The organism is Caulobacter sp. GW821-FHT12A07 (assembly GCF_058807655.1).
The window spans coordinates 158608-181879 of record NZ_JBXAQX010000002.1 but is presented as its reverse complement, the minus strand read 5'-3'; the positions used below and the strand labels follow the sequence as shown (position 1 = coordinate 181879).

General features: G+C 68.9%; 24 protein-coding genes. 9 read left to right on the top strand and 15 right to left on the bottom strand.

The genetic code is table 11. From position 1 onward, the window contains the following. Positions 1–61 precede the first annotated feature (61 nt). Positions 62–2704 (bottom strand): M1 family metallopeptidase, encoded by a 2643-nt coding sequence (locus AC1RRS_RS04600; protein WP_492854135.1) that lies wholly within the window; start codon positions 2702–2704, stop codon positions 62–64. Between the two features lie 93 nt (positions 2705–2797). Between AC1RRS_RS04600 and AC1RRS_RS04595 the strand changes: the two genes are divergently transcribed. After that, the gene (locus AC1RRS_RS04595; RefSeq protein ID WP_492854134.1) at positions 2798–3415 is read left to right on the top strand and encodes an alpha-ketoglutarate-dependent dioxygenase AlkB; all 618 of its coding nucleotides are present in this window, start codon (positions 2798–2800) and stop codon (positions 3413–3415) included. Here AC1RRS_RS04595 and AC1RRS_RS04590 read toward each other — a convergent pair. The 6 genes from AC1RRS_RS04590 to mutM form a co-directional block, all read right to left on the bottom strand. Continuing rightward, positions 3412–3780, bottom strand: a complete 369-nt coding sequence (locus AC1RRS_RS04590; protein WP_492854133.1) for a hypothetical protein — start codon at positions 3778–3780, stop codon at positions 3412–3414. The genes AC1RRS_RS04595 and AC1RRS_RS04590 overlap by 4 nt on opposite strands. A 114-nt stretch (positions 3781–3894) precedes the next feature. Next, positions 3895–5382 carry a chromosomal replication initiator protein DnaA gene (dnaA, locus tag AC1RRS_RS04585; protein ID WP_487291608.1) on the bottom strand — a complete coding sequence of 496 codons (1488 nt, stop codon included), beginning with the start codon at positions 5380–5382 and terminating at the stop codon, positions 3895–3897. Positions 5383–5807: 425 nt separating this feature from the next. Beyond that, positions 5808–6083: a 30S ribosomal protein S20 gene (rpsT, locus tag AC1RRS_RS04580; RefSeq protein WP_110118379.1), complete on the bottom strand. Its 276-nt coding sequence runs from the start codon at positions 6081–6083 to the stop codon at positions 5808–5810. A 138-nt stretch (positions 6084–6221) separates the two neighbouring features. Continuing rightward, entirely contained in the window at positions 6222–7007 is a 786-nt protein-coding gene (locus tag AC1RRS_RS04575) for an enoyl-CoA hydratase (protein WP_487291609.1), read from the bottom strand. A 28-nt stretch (positions 7008–7035) separates the two neighbouring features. Beyond that, on the bottom strand, positions 7036–7896 hold the full coding sequence (locus AC1RRS_RS04570) for a TraB/GumN family protein (RefSeq protein WP_492854132.1): 861 nt from the start codon (positions 7894–7896) through the stop codon (positions 7036–7038). Between the two features lie 48 nt (positions 7897–7944). Next, the gene (gene mutM / locus AC1RRS_RS04565; RefSeq protein WP_492854131.1) at positions 7945–8823 is read right to left on the bottom strand and encodes a bifunctional DNA-formamidopyrimidine glycosylase/DNA-(apurinic or apyrimidinic site) lyase; all 879 of its coding nucleotides are present in this window, start codon (positions 8821–8823) and stop codon (positions 7945–7947) included. A gap of 82 nt (positions 8824–8905) precedes the next feature. Between mutM and AC1RRS_RS04560 the strand changes: the two genes are divergently transcribed. Both AC1RRS_RS04560 and ubiB read left to right on the top strand, forming a co-directional pair. Next, entirely contained in the window at positions 8906–9664 is a 759-nt protein-coding gene (locus AC1RRS_RS04560) for a class I SAM-dependent methyltransferase (RefSeq protein WP_110118383.1), read from the top strand. Positions 9665–9668: 4 nt separating this feature from the next. Continuing rightward, positions 9669–11177, top strand: coding sequence for a 2-polyprenylphenol 6-hydroxylase (gene ubiB, locus AC1RRS_RS04555; RefSeq protein WP_492854130.1), 1509 nt, complete (start codon positions 9669–9671; stop codon positions 11175–11177). Between the two features lie 132 nt (positions 11178–11309). On the opposite strand, the gene AC1RRS_RS04550 is transcribed toward ubiB, so the two are convergent. Then, positions 11310–11735, bottom strand: coding sequence for an HIT domain-containing protein (locus tag AC1RRS_RS04550; protein WP_492854129.1), 426 nt, complete (start codon positions 11733–11735; stop codon positions 11310–11312). Then, complete coding sequence (locus AC1RRS_RS04545) at positions 11728–12774, bottom strand: MaoC family dehydratase (RefSeq protein ID WP_492854128.1); 1047 nt, start codon at positions 12772–12774, stop codon at positions 11728–11730. The genes AC1RRS_RS04550 and AC1RRS_RS04545 overlap by 8 nt, the downstream gene beginning before the upstream one ends. 132 nt (positions 12775–12906) lie before the next feature. Here AC1RRS_RS04545 and mdh point away from each other — a divergent pair, with 132 nt between their 5' ends. After that, on the top strand, positions 12907–13869 hold the full coding sequence (mdh, locus tag AC1RRS_RS04540; protein WP_058347105.1) for a malate dehydrogenase: 963 nt from the start codon (positions 12907–12909) through the stop codon (positions 13867–13869). Between the two features lie 92 nt (positions 13870–13961). On the opposite strand, the gene AC1RRS_RS04535 is transcribed toward mdh, so the two are convergent. Both AC1RRS_RS04535 and AC1RRS_RS04530 read right to left on the bottom strand, forming a co-directional pair. Beyond that, positions 13962–14390 carry a CBS domain-containing protein gene (locus tag AC1RRS_RS04535; protein WP_487291615.1) on the bottom strand — a complete coding sequence of 143 codons (429 nt, stop codon included), beginning with the start codon at positions 14388–14390 and terminating at the stop codon, positions 13962–13964. 90 nt (positions 14391–14480) lie between these two features. Continuing rightward, positions 14481–15377: an NmrA family NAD(P)-binding protein gene (locus tag AC1RRS_RS04530; RefSeq protein ID WP_492854127.1), complete on the bottom strand. Its 897-nt coding sequence runs from the start codon at positions 15375–15377 to the stop codon at positions 14481–14483. A gap of 96 nt (positions 15378–15473) precedes the next feature. Between AC1RRS_RS04530 and AC1RRS_RS04525 the strand changes: the two genes are divergently transcribed. Together AC1RRS_RS04525 and AC1RRS_RS04520 are read left to right on the top strand one after the other, a co-directional pair. Further along, positions 15474–15893, top strand: a complete 420-nt coding sequence (locus tag AC1RRS_RS04525; protein ID WP_492854126.1) for a winged helix-turn-helix transcriptional regulator — start codon at positions 15474–15476, stop codon at positions 15891–15893. A 1053-nt stretch (positions 15894–16946) separates the two neighbouring features. Further along, positions 16947–17453, top strand: a complete 507-nt coding sequence (locus AC1RRS_RS04520; protein ID WP_492854125.1) for a DUF1993 domain-containing protein — start codon at positions 16947–16949, stop codon at positions 17451–17453. A gap of 294 nt (positions 17454–17747) precedes the next feature. Here AC1RRS_RS04520 and AC1RRS_RS04515 read toward each other — a convergent pair whose 3' ends face one another. Together AC1RRS_RS04515 and AC1RRS_RS04510 are read right to left on the bottom strand one after the other, a co-directional pair. Further along, complete coding sequence (locus tag AC1RRS_RS04515; RefSeq protein WP_492854124.1) at positions 17748–18623, bottom strand: methylated-DNA--[protein]-cysteine S-methyltransferase; 876 nt, start codon at positions 18621–18623, stop codon at positions 17748–17750. Positions 18624–18679: 56 nt separating this feature from the next. Next, entirely contained in the window at positions 18680–19156 is a 477-nt protein-coding gene (locus AC1RRS_RS04510) for a DUF2244 domain-containing protein (RefSeq protein ID WP_110118391.1), read from the bottom strand. A gap of 52 nt (positions 19157–19208) precedes the next feature. Between AC1RRS_RS04510 and nth the strand changes: the two genes are divergently transcribed. Further along, on the top strand, positions 19209–19907 hold the full coding sequence (gene nth, locus AC1RRS_RS04505; RefSeq protein ID WP_492854453.1) for an endonuclease III: 699 nt from the start codon (positions 19209–19211) through the stop codon (positions 19905–19907). Between the two features lie 3 nt (positions 19908–19910). On the opposite strand, the gene AC1RRS_RS04500 is transcribed toward nth, so the two are convergent. Continuing rightward, a complete protein-coding gene (locus tag AC1RRS_RS04500) occupies positions 19911–21056 on the bottom strand; it encodes an MFS transporter (RefSeq protein ID WP_492854123.1) in 1146 nt (381 codons plus the stop codon). A gap of 121 nt (positions 21057–21177) precedes the next feature. Between AC1RRS_RS04500 and AC1RRS_RS04495 the strand changes: the two genes are divergently transcribed. Both AC1RRS_RS04495 and AC1RRS_RS04490 read left to right on the top strand, forming a co-directional pair. After that, entirely contained in the window at positions 21178–21693 is a 516-nt protein-coding gene (locus AC1RRS_RS04495) for a MarR family winged helix-turn-helix transcriptional regulator (protein WP_492854122.1), read from the top strand. A 101-nt stretch (positions 21694–21794) separates the two neighbouring features. Continuing rightward, complete coding sequence (locus AC1RRS_RS04490) at positions 21795–22901, top strand: DUF4236 domain-containing protein (RefSeq protein WP_492854121.1); 1107 nt, start codon at positions 21795–21797, stop codon at positions 22899–22901. Positions 22902–22907: 6 nt separating this feature from the next. On the opposite strand, the gene AC1RRS_RS04485 is transcribed toward AC1RRS_RS04490, so the two are convergent. Next, positions 22908–23249 carry a DUF2218 domain-containing protein gene (locus tag AC1RRS_RS04485; protein WP_110118394.1) on the bottom strand — a complete coding sequence of 114 codons (342 nt, stop codon included), beginning with the start codon at positions 23247–23249 and terminating at the stop codon, positions 22908–22910. Positions 23250–23272 lie beyond the last annotated feature (23 nt).

Here is a 23272-nt window from a genome sequence, read left to right as displayed (position 1 = left end):
GCAAGACAGAAGGCCGCAGCGTCGGGCTGTCGACGCTGCGGCGATGCTTTGAAAGGCCCGTTCAGCCGGCCTTGGCGACCCAGGCGGTGATCGCCGGCAGGCGCTCGGACCGCACCTTGGCCCGATATTCGATGGCCGCGATCGCCTTGTCGGCCTCCTTGCGCGAGCCTTCGGCCAAGTTCGCCGCCGCCCAGGCCTTCAGCTTGGCGGCCGTCTCCGGCTTGCCCGAGGCGGTGGCCAGACTCGGGATGAAGCGGGTGCGGGCGCCGTTGTCGACCTTGTCGTTGACCGCGTCCTTGTGGGCGGCGGCGAAGTCGAAGGCCAGGTCCGGATGGCGGCCGGCCACGCCCGAGATCATGCTCGAAGCGTTGGTCTCGCCCGGCTCGGCGGTCAGGGCCAGGTCCAGCGCCTTGCGGGCCAGGGCCTCGTCGCGGGCCGAGGCCAGCAGGCTGTAGAGCTGGGCGCGGACCAGCGGGGTCTTCTCGGCCGCCGCCCGGGCGTGGATGGCGTCCCAGGTCGCCGCGTCGGCGTTGACCGCCACGACGCCGAGGATCGCCTTGCGCAGCGGGCCGGGGATCGCCGACGGATCGGTCTTGTCGGCGGCGAAGCGCCGCTGCGCCTCGGCGACCACCACCGGGTCGCCCAGTTCGCCCAGGGTGGCGATCAGGTCGCCGCGCAGGATGGCGATGGGATCGGGCTCGCCGGCCTTGGGCGTCCAGCCCACGCGGTCCAGCATCGGCGACAGACGGGCGACGGCCAGCTTGCGGAAGGCGGCGCGCTCGGGCTGGCCCTGGTAGTAGCCGTCGATGGCCGACAGCACGCCGGCGACCTTGGACAGCACCTGCGGATCGGCGTCGGCCGGCGCAGCGGCGATCAGGTCCAGGGCGTCGGCCGCGCCCTGCTGGCCCGCCGTGCCCATGGCCCAGGCGTCGGACAGCAGGCCCAGCTGGTCGATGGCCGGCAGCTTGCCGAAATCGGCCGCCAGGGCCTGGAAGCGGGCCGGCGCGTAGAGGGTGCGGTAGTAGCCGCTCTGGCCGGCGTTGACGACGACCGGGCCGCAGCCCTCGACCGTCAGGCTGGCCTTGCCGCCCTCGACCACGGTCTTGGCGAGCGTCGAGCCGTCCAGCGCCTTGGCGTTGACCGGCACGCGCCAGGACAGGGGCTTCTTGTTCGGGAAGTCCTTGCTGTACTCGCCCTGGGTCAGGGTCAGGACCTGCTTGCCGGCCTGGCAGGCGCCGCCCTCGACGCGGATCAGCGGCACGCCCGGCTGCAGGGTGAAGTCGTGGGCGATGGCGGTGATCGGCTTGCCGGCCGAGGCCTCGACCGCCTTCCACAGGTCGTCGCTGACCGTGTTGCCGTAGGCGTGGGCCTTGATGTAGGCGCGCACGCCGCTGCGCCAGGCGTCCTCGCCGACATAGCCCTCGAGCATGCGGATCACCGCCTCGCCCTTCTGGTAGGTGATGCCGTCGAAGGCCTGGCTGGCCTGCTCGACCGTCTCGACGTGCTGCACCACCGGGTGGGTGGAGGACAGGCCGTCGAGGTTCATGGCGTATTCGCGCCCGGCCACCGCGCCCAGTTCCGACTTCCATTCGGGATGGAACTTCTCGGTGGCCCGGCCCTCCATCCACGAGGCGAAGCCTTCGTTGAGCCACAGGTCGTCCCACCAGGCCATGGTCACCAGGTTGCCGAACCACTGGTGGGCGGTCTCGTGGGCGATGGTGGTGTAGACGTTCTGGGCGTCGCGCTGGGTCGAGATCGCCGGATCCATCAGCAGGGCGTACTCGAAATAGAAGATCGCCCCCCAGTTCTCCATGGCGCTGAAGAACTGGCTGCGGCCAGGCGCCGCGATGTGGTCGAGCACCGGCAGCGGGTAATCGACGCCGAAATAGTCGTTGTACCAGGCCACCAGCGGCCCGGCGGATTCCAGGGCGAACCTGGCCTTGGGCAGGTCGCCCTTCTTGGTGACCACGCCGATGTCGACCCCGGCGGACTTGATGCTGGCGCGGTCGAACTCGCCCAGGCCGAAGAACAGCAGGTAGGTCGACATCTTGGGCGAGGTGGCGAAGGTGACGCGGGTCTTGCCGCCGCCCAGATCCACGCTCTTGGCGACCGGCATGTTGCCCAGGGCCATCTGGCCGGTGGGGATGGTCGCTTCGACGCTGAACGTGGCCTTGTGGAACGGCTCGTCCCACGAGGGGATGAACCGGCGGGCGTCGGAGTTCTCGAACTGGGTGTAGAGGGCGCGCCTGGAGCCCTCCTCGGTGTCGTAGTCGAGGGCGAACAGGCCCGCGGCCTGGGTGTAGATCTTGCCGGCGTAGTCGGCGCTCAGCAGATGCTGGCCCTTGGCCAGGGGCGCGGCCAGGGTGAAGGTCACGGTCTGGGCCTCGTCGTCGACCTTGACGGTCGCCGGCTTGCCGTCGATCGCGGCCTTGGCGAAGGTCAGGTCGGCCGCCTGCAGGGTCAGGGTGCGGGTCGGCTGGGTCACCTCGACGGCGATCTTCACCGAGGCGGTGAAGCTCATCTTGGCCGCGTCGGGCGTGAACGAGAGGTCGTAGTGGATCGGATGGGCGTTGCGCGGCAGCTGGGTGGTGACCGTGGCGGGCGTCGCGCCCTTGGTCCCTTGAGCGCCGGTGGTCGCCGCGAGAGCGGCTTCGGAGGCGAAAAGCAACGCGACCGCCGCGGCGGTGGACAGAAGACGACGCATGTACGGCCCTGGTATGCAACGATCGTGCGGCCAACGGCCGCTTGGCGCGAAACCAACACCCATCCGGCCGCTGGGCGGCATTAATTCCGCGTAATGATGAACCCCGTCAGCCTCGTACCCGGCTTCGATCTCTGGCCCGGCCTGCTGTCGCCGGACGCCCAGCAGGCGCTGGTCGAGACCGTGCTGGCGGCCGCCGCGATCGCGCCGCCGGCCCACTACGCCACGCCCTATGGCAAGGCGATGAGCGTGGCCATGACCAGCCTCGGCCCCCTGGGCTGGACCAGCGACGCCGACGGCTACCGCTATGCCGACCGCCATCCCGGCACGGACGCGCCCTGGCCGGAAATCCCCCAGGCCCTGCTCGATCTCTGGGCCCGGCTGGGCGACGCCGAAGTCCCGCCCGACGCCTGCCTGGTGAACCTCTATGGCCCCGAGGCCCGCATGGGCCTGCACCAGGACCGCGACGAGGCCGACCCGCGCTTTCCGGTGCTGTCGATCTCACTGGGCGACACGGCGGTGTTCCGCATCGGCGGAACCTCGCGCAAGGACCCGACCCGCAGCGTGCGGCTGGCCTCCGGCGACGTCTGCCGGCTGTCGGGCCCCGCGCGCCTGGCCTTCCACGGCGTGGACCGGATCCTGCCCGGCTCCTCGCGGCTCGTACCGGGCGGCGGGCGGATCAACCTGACGCTCAGGCGGGCGCGACCGGCCTAGTTCTCAGACCTGAGCAGTTCCTGATTGTAGACCAGGGCGTAGGCGGCGGCCTTCTTGTTGAACCGTGCATGCCCGAAGTCACGGATCTGGTCGCCAGTGTCCTCGATGAACAGGACCGGCCGACCAGCAGCGGCGGGGTCGTCCACGCCGGGAACCAGGGCGCTGTAGCCATGGACGCCCAGCAGGTGATGGTCTCCGCGGCCGAGCGCCTTGGCGGCATCCGCCCGGGCGTTGCCGGGATTCACCTGCGCCATCGAAAGCCTGATCTCGTCCCGCGCCACGGGCTGGCCCGCGTGCGGGTTCGTATACGGCGGCGAACACCCGGTGATCGCCATCAGCAGCAAGAGCCAGGCTATCCGTTTCATTCCAGTCCCCCCCCATCGGCGAGCACCATGGTTATGACGGTCGCCGCCTGTCGCCCAAACGAAAAGGGCCGCCCCTTGCGGAGCGGCCCCTTCATCTCGACGTCGGAAGTCCGATCAGCCGCGCAGCTTGCGGGTGATGGTCTCCAGGTCCTGGCTGAGCACGGCGTCGTCCTGGCGCAGGGCCTCGATGCGGCGCACGGCGTGCAGGACGGTGGTGTGGTCGCGACCGCCGAAGCGACGGCCGATGTCCGGCAGCGAGCGGGTGGTCAGCTGCTTGGCCAGCCACATGGCCGCCTGGCGCGGACGGGCGATGGCGCGGTTGCGGCGCTCGCTGAGCAGGTCGGCCTGCTTCATGCCGTAGTGCTCGGACGTGGCCTTCTGGATGTCGTCGATGGTGATCCGCTTTTCGCCGCCGCGCAGGTGCGGGCGCAGGATCGCCTGGACCTCGTCCAGCGTCAGGCGCGGCAGGCGCTCGCCGGCCCGGGCCGTCAGGGTGTTCAGCGCGCCTTCCAGTTCGCGGACGCTGTCGGTGAAGCGGTCGGCCAGGAACTGCAGCACTTCGGGACGCACGGCGCCGACGAAGCCCTGGGCGCGGCCCAGCGCCTCGATCTTGCGCTCCAGGATGCCCAGGCGCAGCGAACGGTCGGCCGGCTCCAGGCCGCAGACCAGGCCCGCCGACAGGTGCGAGCGCAGGCGGGCGTCCATCTCGGTCATGGCCGAGGGCGGACGGTCGGCCGAGAACACCACCCGGCGGCCGTCCTCGACGAGGGCGGTCAGGGTGTGGAACAGCTCTTCCTGGCTCGACTGCTTGCCGGCGATGAAGTGCACGTCGTCGATGATCAGCAGGTCGGCGCCGCGCAGCTCGTCCTTGAAGGCCGTGGTCTGGCGATCCATCACCGCCCGCACGAAGGTCGACAGGAAGCGCTCGGCGGTCAGGTACACGACGCGCTTGTTGGGCGCGTTGCGCATGGCTTCCCAGGCCAGGGCGTTCAGCAGGTGCGTCTTGCCGAAGCCGTAGGGGCCGTGGAACAGCACCGGGTTGAAGTGGCCGTCGGCCCAGCTGGCGACGCGGCGCGCCACGGCGTGGGCGAATTCGTTGGCCGGACCGGGGACGAAGGTGTCGAAGGTGAAGCGTTCCTGCAGGCCCTGGACCGGCGAGGTCTTGCCGGCGGCCGGGGCGGGCGCGGCGGGGACGTCGCTGGAGACCGGCAGCACGATCTCGATCGGCTGGGCCTTGGCTTCGACATAGACGGCGCCGGCGGTGGCCGAGGCGGCGTCGGCCGAGGCTTCGAATTCGAGGCGCGACTTCAGATCGAGGCGGCGGCCCACGGCGTCGCCGGCGGCCCACAGCTCGCCGATGCGGCGCCAGGCGCTGCGACGGATCCAGTCGCGGGCGATGCCCGTGGGGGTGACGAGGACGACGTCGCCGCCTTGCGTTTCACGCAGCACGGCGGGCGCGATCCACGAACCGAAGGCGGCGTCGCCCAGTTCGCGCTTCAGCGAGACGCAGACCTTGTTCCAGACGATGCCAGCAGGCTCGCGCGTGACAGCCGCATACGCAGCCGACAATTCCTGACTGGCCACCCCGACCTTGATCGACATCAGTTCACCGCCTCGCGCCTGCATACACACAATTACAGATTGCCGGTCGCAAGCCCCCCATGGCGCACGACCGTGCTCAAACACTACCCCCACATTTATTGAAGACACACAGGGGCTTAACCGGCGAACGCATGGTGTTCGCCGCCGCCGCTGTCGTCAAAGACTGGGAGAGCGTTGAGACGCTTAAACTAGCCACCGGCCCCCGCCGGTCAAACGGAAAACTTGCGTCCGATCGCGGATATTTCTGTTGACTCGCGAGACCTCCTCGCTCGTCAAGGGAATGCCGTTTTAGAGAGTTTCGTTCGACGACCTGAGGGGCAGGTATAGGGGTACATAGACAAAGCAAAAGCCGACCGAGTTTCCCCGATCGGCTCTTACAAGTCTTTGATTTCGCTAAACGAACGGCGTTCGTTCGCGATCTGGACTTAGGCGGCGGCCTTGTCCAGCTTCTTCAGGCGGGCGGCCAGGCGAGACACCTTCCGCGAGCCGGTGTTCGGATGGACGACGCCCTTCGAAACGGCGCGCATCAGTTCCGATTGCGCCTCGACGAAGGCGGCCTTGGCGACGGCGACGTCGCCGGCGGCCAGGGCGTCTTCGAACTTGCGCAGGAAGGTGCGCACGCGCGAACGGCGAGCGGTGTTCACTTCGGTGCGACGGGCGATCTTGCGGATCGCTTTCTTGGCGCCGGGATTATTGGCCATGAGTTGGACCTTCAAACGGACAGCCACGCGGGCGGCCGCGAAGCAGGAAAAATCAAGAGCGCGCGGATATACGGGAACCCCGGGATCGGGTCAATCCATCCACATGGGGATTCTTCGCCGCTGGGCCACGGCCCAGCTTCACGAACCCTTGAACGCCGGTTTGCGCTTCTCGACGAAGGCCGCCATTCCTTCCTTCTGGTCGTCGAAGGCGAACAGCGAGTGGAAGAGGCGGCGCTCCAGCGCCACGCCGGTGGTCAGGGTCGTCTCGTAGGCGGCGTTGACCAGCTCCTTGTTCATCGCCACGGCCAGCGGCGACTGGGCGGCGATCTTGGCCGCGACCTTCAGGGCCTCGTCGACCAGCTGGTCGGCGGGGAAGACCCGCGAGACCAGGCCTGAACGCTCGGCCTCGGCCGCGTCCATCATCCGGCCGGTCAGGATCATGTCCATGGCCTTGGACTTGCCGACGAAGCGGGTCAGGCGCTGGGTGCCGCCGATGCCGGGGGCGACGCCGAGATTGATCTCCGGCTGGCCGAACTTCGCCGTGTCGGCGGCCAGGATGAAGTCGCAGATCATCGCCAGCTCGCAGCCGCCGCCCAGGGCGTAGCCGGCCACCGCGGCGATGATCGGCTTGCGGATGGTCTCGATCGCCCGGGCCTGGGCAGTGAAGAAGTCGGCCTTGAACATCTCGGCATAGGACTTCTCCGACATCTCCTTGATGTCGGCCCCGGCGGCGAAGGCCTTGGGCGAGCCGGTCAGCACGATGCAGCCGACGCCGTCGTCGTTCTGGGCGTCCGCCAGCGCCTGGCCAAGCTCGGTCAGCAGCACGCTGTTGAGCGCGTTCAGGGCCTCGGGCCGGTTCAGGCGGATCAGCGCCACGCCGGGCGCGGTTTCGGGGCGTTCGACGATCAGGGTCTCAAAGGCCATCGGCCGTCCTTCCTCAAGTCCTGGCCGTCTATCGCGGCCCTTGTACGTCATAGCCCAGCGCGCGCAGGCGGGCGGGCAGACCGTCGGGACCCAGCAGGTGCCCGGCGCCGACCACCACCACCGTCCGGCCGGACCCGGCCAGGCGCGCTTGCAGGGCCTCCATCCACCGTGCGTTACGCTCGACGATGAAACGGCGATAGAGGGCGGGCGAAGATTTCCGCATTCCGCCGACGACGGCGCGCTCGAGCGCCTTCTGGTCGCCCTTCGACCACGCCGCGACCAGCCGGCGATAGGCGCCGGGATCCTTTTCCAGCTGCCTGACCGTGGCGTTAAGGGTCTTGATCTGGTCGGCCTGCGAGGCGCCGGCGAACAGGGCCATCTGCTGGTCGGGGGTCTCGAAAGCCTTGCGGACGACGGTCGGCGGCGCGGCCGCCTGCAGCCGCCGCTCGACCCCGTCCTCGGCCAGGCCCTGGTCCAGGGCGAAGGCGGCCGTGGTCAGCCGCACCTCGGCCATCCAGGGCTGCAGGCGCTCCAGCTCGCTCATCGGCACGGAGAGGCGATCGGCCAGCTTGCGCAGGCGGGCGGCGGCGCGGGGCTTGAGGCGCGAGGTCAGGGTCTGACCGGGCGGCAGCAGGCCATAGGCGCCGGCCAGGGCCTGCATCCGCTGGTCGGCGGCGGCGTCCATAGGCAGTTCGAACCACAGGTCGTCGGCCTTCGACAGCGCCGCATCCAGCGCCGGCGGCTTCCAGTCCAGGTCCTTGGGCAGCACGTGCATCGAGCCGAACAGCACGATCTCGGAATCCGCGTCGCGCACCGTCCACATGGCGGGCTCGGCCAAAGCCGGCGTCGCCAGCAGCGCGGCGAGAGCAACGAGAAGCGAGCGGAACATCGAACCCACCGGGAAGCCGCGCCCTAGCTCAGCAAGGCGCGGTCAGGGTCATTTCTGACAAACGGGGCAGAAGAAGGTCGAACGCCCCGCCTGCACCTCGCGGGCGATCACGCCCTTGCAGCCGGGGGTCGGGCACGGCTCGCCCTCGCGGTCATAGACCCGGAAGCGATGCTGGAAATAGCCCAGCGCCCCGTCCGCGGCCGCGAAGTCCTTCAGCGACGAGCCGCCGACCTCGACGGCCTCGGCCAGCACCTCCTTGATGGCCGTGGTCAGCGGCCCCAGCCGCTTGCCGGCGATCTGACCCGACGGCTTGAACGGCGAGATCCCCGAACGGTGCAGGGCCTCGCAGACATAGATATTGCCCAGGCCCGCCACGGTCTTCTGGTCAAGCAGCAGGGTCTTGGGTCCCTGCTTGCGGCCGCCGAAGGCCTTGACCAGCGTCTTGGCGTCGAAGGCCTCCGACAGGGGCTCGGGACCCATGGTGGCGAACCAGGGGTGGCGATCGACGCGGTCGGTGGCGATCAGGTCCATGAAGCCGAACCGGCGCGGATCGTAATAGGTGACGGTCGCGCCCTCTTCGGTCTCGAAGACGACGTGGGCGTGCTTGTCGTCGGGCTTGACCTCGCGGGCGAAGTCGCCGGGCCTTCCAATTCTTTCCTGATTTTGGCCCTCGGGAGCTGCTATCTCAAATCTTCCCGTCATCCCCAGGTGCATCACCAGCGTGTCGCCGCGGTCGAGCGGGGCCAGCAGGTACTTGGCCCGCCGGTCCAGCCGCAGGATCTTCGCGCCCGTCAGCCGCTGGACGAAGCCCTCGGGCAGGGGAAAGCGCAGGTCGGGACGGTTGGCGCGCACACGGATCAGGCGCGCGCCGGACAGGACGGGCTCCAGGCCCCGGCGGACGGTCTCGACTTCGGGCAGTTCGGGCAAGACGGCTCCTTAAGACGGTGACGCGACGCAAGGCGCGGTCTAATAGGCGAAGATCATATAGAGAGCCCGACCCGTAGACGTCATGAGCAAGCCCTCCGCCACTTTCGGATTCAAGGACGTCGATCCCGCCCTGAAGGCGGGTCTGGTGCGCGGGGTCTTCGACCGCGTCGCCAAGAACTACGACCTGATGAACGACCTGATGAGCGGCGGCGTGCACCGGCTCTGGAAGGACGCGGTCGCGGCCCGCCTCAACCCGCAGCCGGGCGAGATCATCATCGACTGCGCCGGCGGCACCGGCGACATGGCCCGCCGCTTCGCAAAGATGGCCCGCAACGCGCAGCAGCGCCGCGGCGGTCCGGACGCGACCATCAACATCGTCGACTACAACGCCGAGATGATCATGGCCGGGATCGAGAAGGGCGGCGAGCCCGAGATCACCTGGACCGTCGGCGACGCCCAGCGCCTGCCGCTGCCCGACGCCTATGCCGACGCCTATGTCATCTCGTTCGGGATCCGCAACGTCACCGACATCGACGCGGCCCTGCGCGAGGCGCGCCGGGTGCTCAAGCCCGGCGGCCGCTTCCTGTGCCTGGAGTTCTCGCGCCCCGCGACCGAAGCCCTCGCCAAGGCCTATGACGCCTACAGCTTCAAGGTCATCCCGCAGGTCGGCGAATGGGTCGCCAAGGACCGCGACGCCTATCAGTACCTGGTCGAGAGCATCCGCCGCTTCCCCGACCAGAAGACCTTCCTGTCGATGATCGAGGCGGCCGGCTTCAAGCGGGCCACCTACACCAACTTCACCGGCGGCGTGGCGGCCCTGCACCAGGGCTGGGCGCTCTAGTCCCATGCAACGCCTGTCCGCGTTCGTCCGCCTGATCGGCGCCGGCTGGCGCCTGGTGCGCGCCGACGCCCTGGTTCCGCGCGAGGTCGAGCCGCTGCTGCCGCCGTCGGCGCGGCTGGCCGGCCGCTTCCTGCGCCTGTTCGCCGGCGGCAAGAGCCGCCAGGGCCGTCCGGGCGAGCGCTTGGCCCGCGTGCTGGAAGGCCAGGGGCCCGTCGCCATCAAGATGGGCCAGTTCCTGTCGACCCGGGCCGACATCTTCGGCGCGGTGTTCGCCGAGGACCTGTCGCACCTGAAGGACCGGCTGCCGCCGTTCCCGACGCCGATCGCCCGCGCCGAGATCGAGCGCAACCTCGGCCGCAGCATCGAAAGCCTCTACGCGACGTTCGGCGAGGCGGTCGGCGCCGCCTCGCTGGCCCAGGCGCACGAGGCGACCCTGCACGACGGCGCCAAGGTGGCCGTGAAGGTGCTGCGCCCCGGCATCGAACGCCGGGTGGCGCAGGACAGCGAGACCCTGCGCCTGGCCGCCGACCTGTCGCACCGCCTGGTCCCCGCCGCCCGCCGCCTTCGCCCGCGCGAGTTCGTCGAGGTGGTGATCCGGGCGCTCGATCTGGAGATGGACCTGCGTTTCGAGGCGGCCGGCGCGGCCGAACTCGGCGAGGCGATGGCCCAGGACGTCCACATGCGCGCCCCGGCCGTCGTCTGGGACGGTGTCGGCAAGCGGGTGCTGACCCTCGCCTGGGCGAACGGCGTGCCGCTGTCGGACCCCAAGGCGCTCGAACAGGAAGGCCTGGACCGCAAGGCCCTGGCCGAGAACGTCACCCGCGGCTTCCTGGCCCAGGCCCTGGACCACGGCCTCTTCCACGCCGACCTGCACGAAGGCAACCTGTTCGTCAGCGCCCCGGCCGCCATCACCGCCGTCGACTACGGCATCGTCGGTCGCCTCGGCCCCGCCGAGCGCAAGTACCTGGCCGAGATCCTCTACGGCTTCCTGCGCCGCGACTATACGCGGGTGGCCAAGGTGCATTTCGACGCCGGCTACGTGCCCGCCCACCAGGACATGGACGCCTTCGCCCAGGCCCTGCGCGCCGTCGGCGAGCCGGTGTTCGGCCGCGACGCCCGCGACGTGTCGATGGGCCGGCTGCTGGCCCAGCTGTTCGAGATCACCGCCCTGTTCGAGATGGCCCTGCGGCCCGAGCTGGTGCTGCTGCAGAAGACCATGGTCACGGTCGAGGGCGTGGCCCGCCGTATCGACCCGACCCACGACCTGTGGGACGCCGCCAATCCCGTCGTCAGCCGCTGGATCGCCCGCGAGCTTTCGCCCGTGGCCCGCATGAAGGAACTGGCCGACGAGGCCGTCCGCGCCCTGCGCGCCATGGCCCGCTACGCCGAACAGCCGCCGGCCCCGCCGACGGTGATCGTAGAGAAGCGCCCGGCCTGGCCCTGGTTCCTGGCCGGCGCCGCCGCCACGGCCCTGGCCTTCGCGGCGGGGTTGGGCGCGGCGAGCCTCTTCTGATCCTTCTTCCCTTGCGGGAGAAGGTGGCGGCGAAGCCGACGGATGAGGGGTCGAAAGCCCTGTCCGACAGTTCTGAGAGACCCCTCACCCGACCTCCTTCGGAGGCCACCCTCTCCCGCAAGGGGAGAGGGGTCAGAGGTTGAGCGCCCCGCGCGCCGCAGCGATCGCCGCCGCCCGCACGTCCTCGGCATAACTCACCCCCGCGCTGTGCCCCCACACCGGCCCCGGCCACGCCGGATCGCCGTCGCGGCGGCCCAGGACGTGGACGTGCAGCTGCGGGGTGATGTTGCCCAGGGCGCCGACGTTCAGCTTGTCGACCGCCACGCCCAGCACCGCCGCCACGGCCCGGACGGCCGCGCCAAGGGCGACGATCTCCTCGGTCAGGGCGATGCGGCCCTCGACCGACAGGTCCTCGATCTCGACCAGGCCGTCGGCGCGGGGGATCAGCACCAGCCACGGATAGCGGGCCTCGTCGTGCAGGCGCACGTGGCAGAGCGGCAGCTCGCCGACGGCGTGGGAGGAGGCCGGGAAGGCCGGGTGCAGATCGAAGTCAGTCACGTTTCGGAACCGCCGCCCAATAGTCGAAGTCGAGGATCACGGCCGGGTCATAGACCCCCTCGCCATCCTTGTCGGGGAAATCGGCGCAGGGCCGATCCTTGGTCGCCACCAGCCGCAGCCGCAGGGCGCCGACCGAGCCCAGATCCGCCTTGTCCAGAACCTCGCTCCAGGCGAACACCGTCGCGCCGGCGAAGAACGGCGCCACGTGCCGACCGCCGTTGATCCCCAGGATCAGGCCGGCGTTCTGCAGGCCGTTGAACGACAGGGCCTTGGCCGTCGAGATCACCACCCCGCCATAGACGAGCCGCCGACCCGACGGGTCTTTCGATCGCTCGAACTGGTTGAAGTGCACCTTGGCCGTGTTCTGCCACAGCCGCGTGGCCATCTGGTGCTCGGCTTCCTCCACGGCCATGCCATCGACGTGGTCGATCTTCTCGCCGACCGCGTAGTCCTCGAAGGCGTGCGGGGCGCCGGCCAGCGACCAGTCGTAGCCCGAGAAATCCAGCCCCGCCGGAACGACCAGGTCCGAAGGCGCGACCGCCTTGGCCAGGTCCGGAACCGACTGGCCCTCGACCACGGCCGACAGATCGCGCTTTCGCACCATCACCCAACGCACATAGGACAGCACCGCCTCGCCGCGCTGGCTGGTCCCCGTGGTGCGGACATAGACGACCCCGGTCTTGCCGTTCGAATTTTCCTTCAGGCCGATCACTTCGGAGGTCGCCGTCAGGGTGTCGCCGGGGAAGACGGGGGCCAGGAACCGGCCTTCGGCGTAGCCCAGGTTGGCCACGGCGTTCAGGCTGATGTCGGGCACCGTCTTGCCGAACACCACGTGGAAGGCGACCAGGGGATCGACGGGGGCGGCGGCCAGGCCGCTGGCGCGGGCGAATGCGTCCGACGAGAACAGCGAAAAACGCGGGCCGTACAAGGCCGTATAGAGAGCAACGTCGCCCGCCGTCACCGTGCGCGGCGTCGCGTGGACCAGGGTCTGGCCCGGCTCGAAGTCCTCGAAAAACCGTCCCGGATCGGTCTTGCTCACGGCGCCTCTCCTTGTCGTTGTTGTGATCGTTTTGCCGCAGCGCAGCGAAACGGGAAAGGGGGCTTGAGACTAAGCCGCTAGGGGCGTAGACCGCGCCCCGACATTTCCTGTCCACAGCCTGATGGAGACACCATGGCTCGCGCGAAGATCGCCCTTATCGGCGCCGGCATGATCGGCGGCACCCTGGCCCACATCGCCGCTCGCGAAGAGCTGGGCGACGTGATCCTGTTCGACATCGCCGAAGGCACCCCGCAGGGCAAGGCGCTCGACATCGCCGAAGCCTCGGCCGTGTTCGGCAAGGACGTGGCCCTGAAGGGCGCCAACGACTACGCCGACATCGCCGGCGCCGACGTCTGCATCGTCACCGCCGGCGTGCCGCGCAAGCCGGGCATGAGCCGCGACGACCTGCTGGGCATCAACCTGAAGGTCATGAAGGCCGTCGGCGAAGGCATCAAGGCCCACGCCCCGAACGCCTTCGTCATCTGCATCACCAACCCGCTCGACGCGATGGTCTGGGCCCTGCAGCAGTTCTCGGGCCTGCCCAAGGAAAAGGTCATCGGCATGGCCGGCGTCCTGGACTCGGCGCGCTTCGCCTACTTCCTGGCCGAAAAGACCGGCGTGTCGGTCGAAGACATCCACGCCTGGACCCTGGGCGGCCACGGCGACGACATGGTGCCGATGGTCCGTCACTCGACCGTGGGCGGCCTGCCGCTGCCGGACGCCGTGAAGGCCGGCTTCCTGACCCAGGAAGAGCTGGACGCCATCGTCGAGCGCACCCGCAAGGGCGGCGGCGAGATCGTCGCCCTGCTGAAGACCGGTTCGGCCTTCTACGCCCCGGCTGAAAGCGCCATCGCCATGGCCACCAGCTACCTGAAGGACAAGAAGCGCGTCCTGCCGTGCGCCACCTTCCTGAACGGCGAATACGGCCTGTCGGACCTCTATGTCGGCGTGCCGGTCGTCATCGGCGCCGGCGGCGCTGAAAAGATCATCGAGTTCGAAACCAACGACGCCGAGAAGGCGATGTTCGCCAAGTCGGTCGAGTCGGTGAAGGGCCTGATGGAAGCCTGCAAGACCATCGACCCGACCCTGGTCTAAGACCGGTTCGACCGTCGAAAACGACGAAGGGCGGCTCCGAAAGGAGCCGCCCTTTTTCTTTGTTCCCTCTCCCGTGGGGAGAAGGAAAAACGCTAGTGCGCCGCCTCAGCGTCCTGCGAGATCTCCTCCAGCGTCTTGCCGACCTGCTTGGCGCCGTAGTCCTTGGCCACGTCGCCCAGGGAGAGAATGCCGGTCAGGCGGCCGGTGTCGTTCAGCACCACCAGGCGGCGGACCTGGTTGTTGGCCATCTTGGCGGTGGCGTCGGCCAGGATGTCGTCTTCCTTGACCGACAGCACCTCGCCGTCGCTCATCACCTCGGACACAGGGCTGTCGAAGCTGCGGCCTTCGGCGACCACGCGCAGCACGATGTCGCGGTCGGTGACCAGGCCCAGCACCTTGCCGTCCTCGACCACCGGCACCACGCCGCTGTCGACCTTGGCCATCACCTCGGCGACCTTGCGGATGCTGTCGCCGGGACGGGCGACCGAGACCTGGCTGGTCATGGCGTCGCTGACTTTCATCGGGTGTTCCTCCTTCAGGGGGAATGCAAATTGGACCCGCTAGAAACCCCGCGACGCCGAAGACCGTTCCGCTTGCCCAGTCGGCGACGCTTAGCCCAGGGCCGCCTTGTTGGCCGCCAGGAAGGTCGCGACCGAGGTGGGGGCCTTGCCGGTCAGGCGCTCGACCGCGTCGGTGACGATGGCGTGCTGGCCTTCTGCGGCCTGGGCGTCGAAGTCGGCCAGGACGTCGACATAGACGCTCGGCAGGCCGGCCTGGGCGAGGCCCGCGCGCAGAGCGTCGAGCGGGATGTCCTGGTGAGCGACCGGCTTGCCCGAGACCTGCGCCAGCAGGGCGGCCAGCTGGTCCTGGGTCAGGGCCTGCGGGCCGGAGACGTCGAGGATCTGGCGGCCTTCCGCGCCCAGCAGGGCGGCGGCGTCGATCGCGGCGCAGTCCTCGCGGGTGACATAGGCCCGGCCCTGGCCGGCCGTGGCGGCGTAGAGCGTCCCGCCGGCGATCGCCTGGCCCGCGCCCAGCAGGATGGTCTCGGCATAGAGGTTGTGGCGCAGGATCGTCCAGTTCAGGGACGGGGCGGCGATGATCGCCTGCTCGCTCCAGAAGTGGTCGTCGATCACCCCGCCGCCGGCCTGGGGCCGCGCGCCGGGGGCCGAGGTGTAGAGCACATGGCTCACGCCCGCCTCGACCGCCGCGGCGACGGCCGCGCGGATCTGGGCGATGCGGGTTCCCCATTGGCCCAGGCTGTCGGTGCTGACCAGCAGCACCCGGTCGGCGCCGGCGAAGGCCGTCTTCAGCGAGGCCGGATCGTCGAAGTCGGCGGCGCGCACATCGACGCCCTTGGCCGCCAGGTCGGCGAGCTTGCTCGGATCACGGGTCGTGGCGATCACGTGCGGGGCGCCGGCCTCGAGCAGCAACTCGACGATGCGGCGGCCCAGCTGGCCTCCGGCGCCGGTCACCAGAAGGCGGTCATTGAGGAAGGGTCGAGCAGTCATCGAAGGCGTCCTTTGCTGGTCTCTTTTCGAGACCTAGTGTAAATGTGAGAGCAAGGCCCCGCCGTAAAGACGGCAGTTTTCCGGGAGATAGGCACCTTGAAGGAACCACCATCGCTTTCGCCCGAGGCGCTCTGCGACGCGCTGGACGGCTGGAAGGGCCAGGGATTCACGGCCTCAGACTGCCCGGTGCGCGACGTCATCGACCACCTGGGCGACAAATGGAGCACGCTTTTGCTGTCGCTGCTGGCCACCGGTCCCAAGCGGTTCGGGGCGCTGCGCCGGGCCGTGCCCGACATCTCCCAGCGCATGCTGACCCAGACCCTGCGCGACCTGCAGCGCGACGGCCTGATCGAACGCCAGGTCTTCCCCACCAAGCCGCCCAGCGTCGAATACAGCCTCTCGCCCCTGGGGACGTCGCTGCAAGGCCCCCTCAACGCCCTGATCGCCTGGGCCATGGACCACCACAACGCCATCCGCGCGGCCCGGGCCCGGTATGACGAGGCCGAGGCCGCCTGATCCCTCTCCCCTTGCGGGAGAGGGTGGCCTCGCGGAGCGAGGTCGGGTGAGGGGTCTCTCAGACCTTTCAGTGCCACTCCTCCCCCGTGCAACGGGGGAGGGGGACCGCGAAGCGGTGGAGGGGGCGAGACTGGGCTCCGTGCCTGTCCGCTCTCTCCCCCGTAAAATCCCCGCGAAAGCGGGGACCCAGGTGTTTTATCGTCGAGCGCTGCGCGTTTCAGAAAAAGCCTGGGTCCCCGCTTTCGCGGGGATTTTACGGAGTTGGGGCGGCCTTACGCACGCTGCTCACACGGCGTAATCGGAAAAGAGTCCAACCAACTCAACGCCCTACAACTTTATAATCCCAACTTATCCCCACCTGCTCAACCCGCCCCATAATCAAACCCATCCCAGCCATGGGGAGGGCTCTTGGTACCGGCCCGAGTTAGCGGCTGTGGATCGCATCGAGCGGGGCCGCTTGAAGCGTCATGGGAAGGGCGGGTTTGCAGGATCGCTCAGAAGGCGTGATTGGGCCGCCAGCCGTTCCGTGACGAAACTTGCGGGTCGACAGGGCCGGGATCGTTTCAAACCGGCCTAACAGGATCAGCCGAGGCGCCGCCGGATCACCGCGGGGCTATTGGTCCTGCCCGTCCGAGGGACAACCGGGTCCAGGGTTGAAAAAGCACCCGCGCCCCCGGTCCTTCGAGCCTACGATGCGGCGGAGCGGTCGGACGAAGCCGAAACGCTAAAACACATCACGGTCTCCGGGCTCCGCCCGGCCGCTCCGCGCCTCCCCATCAACTTTCGTGGATCGTCACGGGAGATCGCCAACCCGTTCCCTCTCCCCTTGCGGGAGAGGGTGGCCTCCGAAGGAGGTCGGGTGAGGGGTCTCTCAGAACTGAAAGCCGCGTGCTGCGGTCAGGCCGGGCGGAGGCGTCTCCCATCCGAGAAACCCCTCATCCGACGGCCTTCGGCCGCCACCTTCTCCCGCAAGGGGAGAAGGGCGCCGTCAGGGGACTGCCCCTTTCCCCCAAACCGCCCTACATCCAGCGCCAAAGCCTCACCGGAGCCTCCATGACCATCACCGCCCACCGCGTCAGCGTTCCCGTCTTCGTCCAGGGGCTGAAGGGCCTCGCCGGCGTGCTGGCCAAGGCCGCCGCCCATGTGGAAGCCAACAAGCTCGATCCCGAGGCCCTGCTGAAGGCGCGGCTCTATCCCGACATGTTCCCGCTGATCCGCCAGGTGCAGATCGCCACCGACTTCGCCAAGGGTGCCAGCGCCCGCCTGGCCGGGCTCGAGGTTCCGGCCTGGGACGACGCCGAGACCAGCTTCGCCGACCTGTCGGCCCGCGTCGAACGCGCCATCGCCTATGTCGAAGGCCTGGACCCGGCCGCCTTCGACGGCGCCGAGGACCGCACCGTGGCCCTCACCCGTCGCGGCGAGACCACCGAGCACAACGCCCTCGACTACCTGACCGCTCAGGCCCTGCCGAACTTCTACTTCCACCTGGCCACCGCCTACGGGATCCTGCGCAAGAACGGCGTGGTCGTGGGCAAGCGCGACTTCCTCGGCACGGCCTGAGGCCTTGGCGGCGGCCCTCCACCGGACTGCTTACGCAGTCCGGATTCCACAAGCAAAACGCCTTCCGCATGCGGAAGGCTCAGGGCCGCCGCCGAAACGCCCACACCAGTCCGGCCAGGGCCGTCACCACGCCGGCCACCGCCGACAACACCACCGCCAACTCCTTCAGTACCTCCGGTTCCATAGCTCCACCCGTTACTCAGCCCGCATCGCGGTTACGGGTCAGAGTGGCTCAAGCCGACGTCGAGTCCGGACGTATGTTTCTGCTTTGTTCCCGAATGCGAAGCGGAAGCGTCACGCCACCTCCTGCACCGACACCGCCTCCATCCCCAGGATCGCGGCCTTGCGGGCCAGGCCCCAGTGGTAGCCGGTGAGGCGGCCGTCCTTGGCGATGGCGCGGTGGCAGGGGATCAGCAGCGAGATCGGATTGGCGCCGATGGCGCCGCCGGTGGCCTGGAAGGCCTTGGGCTTGCCGGCCCAGGCGGCGACCTGGCCGTAGGTGGCGGTCTCGCCGGCCGGGATGCGCAGCAGCGCCTTCCACACCTGCACCTGGTAGGGCGAGCCGATCAGCACCACGGGCAGGGGCCCTTCGCCGGCCCCGAACGCCCGCAGCGCGGTCTCTTGCGCCGCCATGTCGTCGCGCACCCAGTCGGCGCCGGGCCAGCGGCGGTGCATGTCGGCGAAGGCGAAGTCGTCGTCGCCGTCCGAGAAGGCCAGGCCCGCCAGGCCCCGCTCGGCCAGCACGAACAGGCCGCGCCCGAACGGGGTCGGCGACCAGCCCCAGCGCAGGGTCATGCCGGCGCCGCGCCGGCGCACGTCGCCCGGGGTCGCCGCCTCCTGGGCGATGAACAGGTCGTGCAGCCGCGAGGGGCCCGAAAGGCCGGCGTCATAGGCCGCGTCCAGCACGCTGGCCCCCGCTTCGAGCGAGCGGCGGGCCTCGGCATGGGCGATGGCGGCGACGAAGATCTTGGGGCTGACCCCGGCCCAGCGGGTGAAGATGCGCTGGAAGTGGAACGGCGACAGGCCCACCGCGCCGGCGGCCTCGTCCAGCGACGGCCGGTCCATCCAGCGCTGCGCCAGCCAGTCGAGGGCGACGGCCATGCGGTGATAGTCGGCCGAGCGTTCGGCCAGGCGCGCGAGGGTTTCGGAAGGCGAGACGTCGAGAGGCATCGGTTCACTCTAGCCCCGGCAGGGCAGGGCGTCCGCCCGGTTCTTGCGGCTTGGACTCAAGACCACCGCTCGGCCCTCGCGCTCTTGATCGCCCGCTCCAGAGCATGCGCGAAGGCCACCCGCTCGTCCGGACTGAGCGCCCGTGCCAGGGTCAGGCGGCGGCGCGACATGAAGAGGCGCACGCGGCTTTCGTGCTCGCCGGGCTGGTCGAGGTCGACACGGGTGAAGGCGGTCGGCGAGGTCCAGACCACCTTGGCGCCCTTGGCGTCCTCGCGGCTGACGGTGATCGCCTCGGCGGTGACCCGCACCCGCTCCGAGCGCGACAGGGCCCGGTTGCTGGCGCGCAAAGCGAGCCACAGGGCCAGGACGTCGAGCCCCAGGAACGGCAGCACCGGCGGCGCGCCCAGCACCAGCAGGAACACCGCCACCATCAGGTTGAAGGCGATGACGACGCCCAGCACCACGGCCATGCCGGTCCTGCCGAGCGACCGGTTGGGGCGAATGACGGCGTCCATGTAGAGGGCTGCGGCCATGACCAGGATTTACGCCGCTTGCGCCGCCTTGGCGAGCCGGCCGCATCACGGCATGGTCGCGCCGATGGCCGCCGTAAAACCCCTCGTCAAGAAACGCCCCGCCGCCAAGCGGATATCGCCCGCCGAGCGCGAACGCGTGCGCATCCTGTTCGAGCGCTTCGAGAGCCTGGAACTGCGCCCCAAGACCGAGCTGAACTACTCCAACCCCTACGAACTGGTCACCGCCGTCGCCCTGTCGGCCCAGGCCACCGACGTCCAGGTTAACAAGGCCACCGGCCCGCTGTTCCAGGTCGCCGACAGCGCCGAAAAGATGCTGGAGCTCGGGGAAGAGGGGCTGATCAAGTACATCGCCTCGATCGGCCTCTTCCGCACCAAGGCCAAGAACGTCATCGCCTCGGCCCACATCCTGATGGACCGCTATGGCGGGCAGGTGCCGCTGAACCGCGAGGCGCTGGAAAGCCTGCCCGGCGTGGGCCGCAAGACCGCCAGCGTGGTGCTGAACGAGCTGGACGTCGAACCGGCCATCGCCGTCGACACCCACGTGTTCCGCGTCTCGCACCGCCTGAAGCTTTCGGCCGGCAAGACCCCCGACGCGGTCGAGGACGACCTGATGCGGATCGTGCCCGGGCCCTACCAGACCCGCGCCCACCACTGGCTGATCCTGCACGGCCGCTATGTCTGCATCGCCCGCAAGCCCAAGTGCGAGATCTGCAAGATCGCCGACCTGTGCCCGTCGATCGGGCTTTTTTAGCTCTTAGCCGACCCGCGCGCCCGGCTTGAACCGCGCGATCATCACCATCATCGCCACCACGCCGACCGCCATCAGCAGCCAGGCGCCCGACAGGTCCGACGAGGCGTCGCGCACCCAGCCGGCCAGGAACGGCATGACGCTGGCCATGACGTAGCCGCCGCCCTGGACGAAGGCCATCAGGTCGCCGGCTTGGTCGGGGTCGGCCGCGTGGTCGAGGGTGACGATCAGCGACAGCGGGAAGATCGCCCCGATGCCCGCGCCCAGCAGGCAGACGGCCGGCAAAACGAGCCAGGGGGCCAGCAGCAGGCAAGCGATGCCGCTGAGCAGCGAGGTCAGGGCCGCGATCAGGAGAGGACGGCGATCCGGACGGCGGGCGATGGCCGCCGAAACCGTCAGGCCCGCCAGCACCTCGCACACCGTCAGGGCGGAAAGCGCATAGCCGGCCTGGTCGGCGGTCAGGCCCCGGCTGGCGTAGAACGGCGGGAACCAGGCCAGCACCAGGGTATAGGCGCCGGTGCCGACGCCGAAGAAGGTCAACAGCAGCCAGGCGCGGGGGCTCTTCCACAGGGCGTGGCGGCGAACGACGCGCGGACCGCCGGCCGGAACGGCGACCGAGCGCTTGGTCGCGCCCGTCCACAACAGCAGGGCCAGCACGGCCGGCAGGGCCCACAGGCCGAACATCGCCTGCCAGCCGGCCAGACGGGTCAGGCCCGAGGCGCCAGCGGCCGCGACGGCGGCGCCGGCCATGATGCCGGTGGTGTAGAGGCCGGTGAGGCGGGCGGCGTCATCGCCGGCGAAGCGCTTGATGAAACCGGGCATCAGCGCCTGGACGGCGGCGACGCCGATCCCGACGATCGCCGCACTGACGAACAGGCCACCGAGGCTGGGCCACAGGGCGCGCAGGCCACAGGCGAGCGCGATGGCCAGCAGGCCGGCGGCCACGCCCATGCGCTCGCCCAGCATCCGCCGAAGCGGCGCTGCCAGCAGGGCGCCCAGACCCATCAGGAAGATCGGCAGGGTGGTCAGCAGGCCCGCCGCGGCCGACGAGGCGCCGGTGGCGGCCTTCACCGTGTCGAGCACCGGACCCAGCGCCGCCAGGGCAGGGCGCAGGTTCAGGGCCGCCACGACGATCGCCGCGATGGTAAGCACGGTGCCGCTTTTGGCGGCACGGGCGGCAAGAAGCGCATGTTCGCGCGACTTGGCGTCTTCTTCGTAAGCGAGGACCACGATATATCTCGAAAGTAAGTATCTTGACGGTGAGATATATCCGATGACGGCGAAAGCCAAGCGTCACGACCGCGCAGGCGCGGCTTCGGTCCAATGGCGGCGTGAGCGGCCGGACCTCGATCCGTTCCCGATGGAGCTGATCGGCCGGCTCTGCGAGGCCGCCGAGATCGTGCTCAAGGACAGGCTGGCGCCGCTGTTTTCGGCCCACGGCCTGCAGCGCGGCGAGTTCGACGTGCTGGCGACCCTGCGCCGGGCGGGCGGCGACTTCGCCCTGACCCCGACCGACCTCTACGAGACGGCCATGGTCTCGTCGGGCGGCATGACCGCCCGCATCGACAGACTGGAGAAGATGGCCCTCGTCGAGCGCCGCCCGCATCCCAGCGACCGGCGGGGCACGCTGGTCGCGCTGACGAACGAGGGGCTGGCGCTGCTGGACCGGATCCTGCCGCTGCACATCGACAACGAACGGGGCTTGTTGGCGGCGCTCGATGGCGAGGAGCAGCAGACGCTGAATGGCCTGTTGGCCAAGCTGCTGGCGGGGCTGGAGAAAGCTCACTGATCTTTCTCGGCGAGAGCAAAGCGGGAATTTTCAACCCTGAGCATTGCCCAAAGCGTTGGCATGCGCTGAGATGAATGTCCGCTGGCTGGGGGGCAGGTCGGATGCCGTTCTATTTCCGCAAGAGCGTTAGCGCCGGGCCGTTCAGGTTCAATTTCTCAAAAGGTGGCGTCGGCGCATCGGTTGGCGTGAAAGGGTTTCGCGTAGGCGTCGGACCACGTGGCCACTATGTTCAAGCGGGGATTGGTGGACTGCGCTATCGCTCCACAATTGGACGGCCGGGTGAACGTCGGCCACCCGCGAACACCTCCCCCAAGCCTATTTCGACAACCATCGACGGCGTCGATATGGTTGAAGTGGAGTCCGGTGACGTCCTGTTGATGCGAGAAACCAGCGTCGGCGACCTACTCGACGATATCAACATGAAGCTGGCGAAGACACCGCTCGGCAAGATTGTCGGCTGGTGCGGCATAGCCCTTGGAGGCCTTCTGCTATTCGCCGACGCGACCGTAGCCATGGCCGTTTGGGCTCTCACGCTGCCGGCTTGGCTCTTTGCAAGATGGCTGGACAGCTATCAGCGACGGTCGGTTCTCTATTACGAACTCGAGCCACAGGCCCGGTCCGCCTACGAGCGACTGACCGAAACCTTCGATTCAATGACCGGATGTGCGGGGAAATGGCACATCGCCGCTGGCGGTGAGGTGCGTGATTTGACGACTTGGAAGCGAAACGCCGGCGCCAGTCACATCGTCAACAAAAAGCCGACCACGCTTACTTACGAACTACCCAACATCCTCGCTTCTAACCTCACCCCACCTTCAGCCAAGGTCGGAGTTCAAACCCTCTACTTCCTGCCCGACGTGGTTTTGGTCGTTCATGGCAAAAGTGTCGGCGCGGTGGGTTATGCGGATCTCACGCTTCGATGGCAGGACTCGAACTTCATCGAGGAGGGAATGGTGCCGAGGGACGCCGCGGTCATTGGTCAGACTTGGAAGCATCCCAACAAAAACGGCGGCCCAGATCGGCGCTTTAAGGACAATCGGCAAATTCCGATTTGTCGCTATGAAGTGCTGCACTTCAACAGCGCGTCCGGTCTCAACGAATTGCTGGAATTCTCAAAGACGGGTGTAAGCCCGCCCTTCATCGAGGCCGTTCACGCTCTCGCCGCCATCAACGGCCGACTAGCTGTACCGAAACTCGCGGCGGAGTAGGGGCGCCTAGAGCCCCAGCCCCAGTCCGCCCCGCGCCTTGGGCGGGTTGATGTGGCCGGCCTCGCGGGCGCGGGTCCAGCTCAGCTTTTCGACGTTTTCGCGGAAGGCGAAGCGGAGGATGTGGTCGGCGACCACCTGCTCCAGCTTCTCCAGGGCCTCGAAGTCGTCAGCCTCGACGGTCATGTCGAGGCCTTCGGCGTCGGCGGTCATGCGGCAGGGCCCGAGCGGCAGCGGAAAGGCCGCCGTGGTCTCGGTCAACTCGACCTCGAACTTGTGGCCCCAGTGCTTGGCCAGCTGGGTCATGTAGCGGGCGGCCTTGTCGGTGACGAGGCGGGCGTGGCTCTGCATGGCTCTGCTCCTTGGCTCCCCGA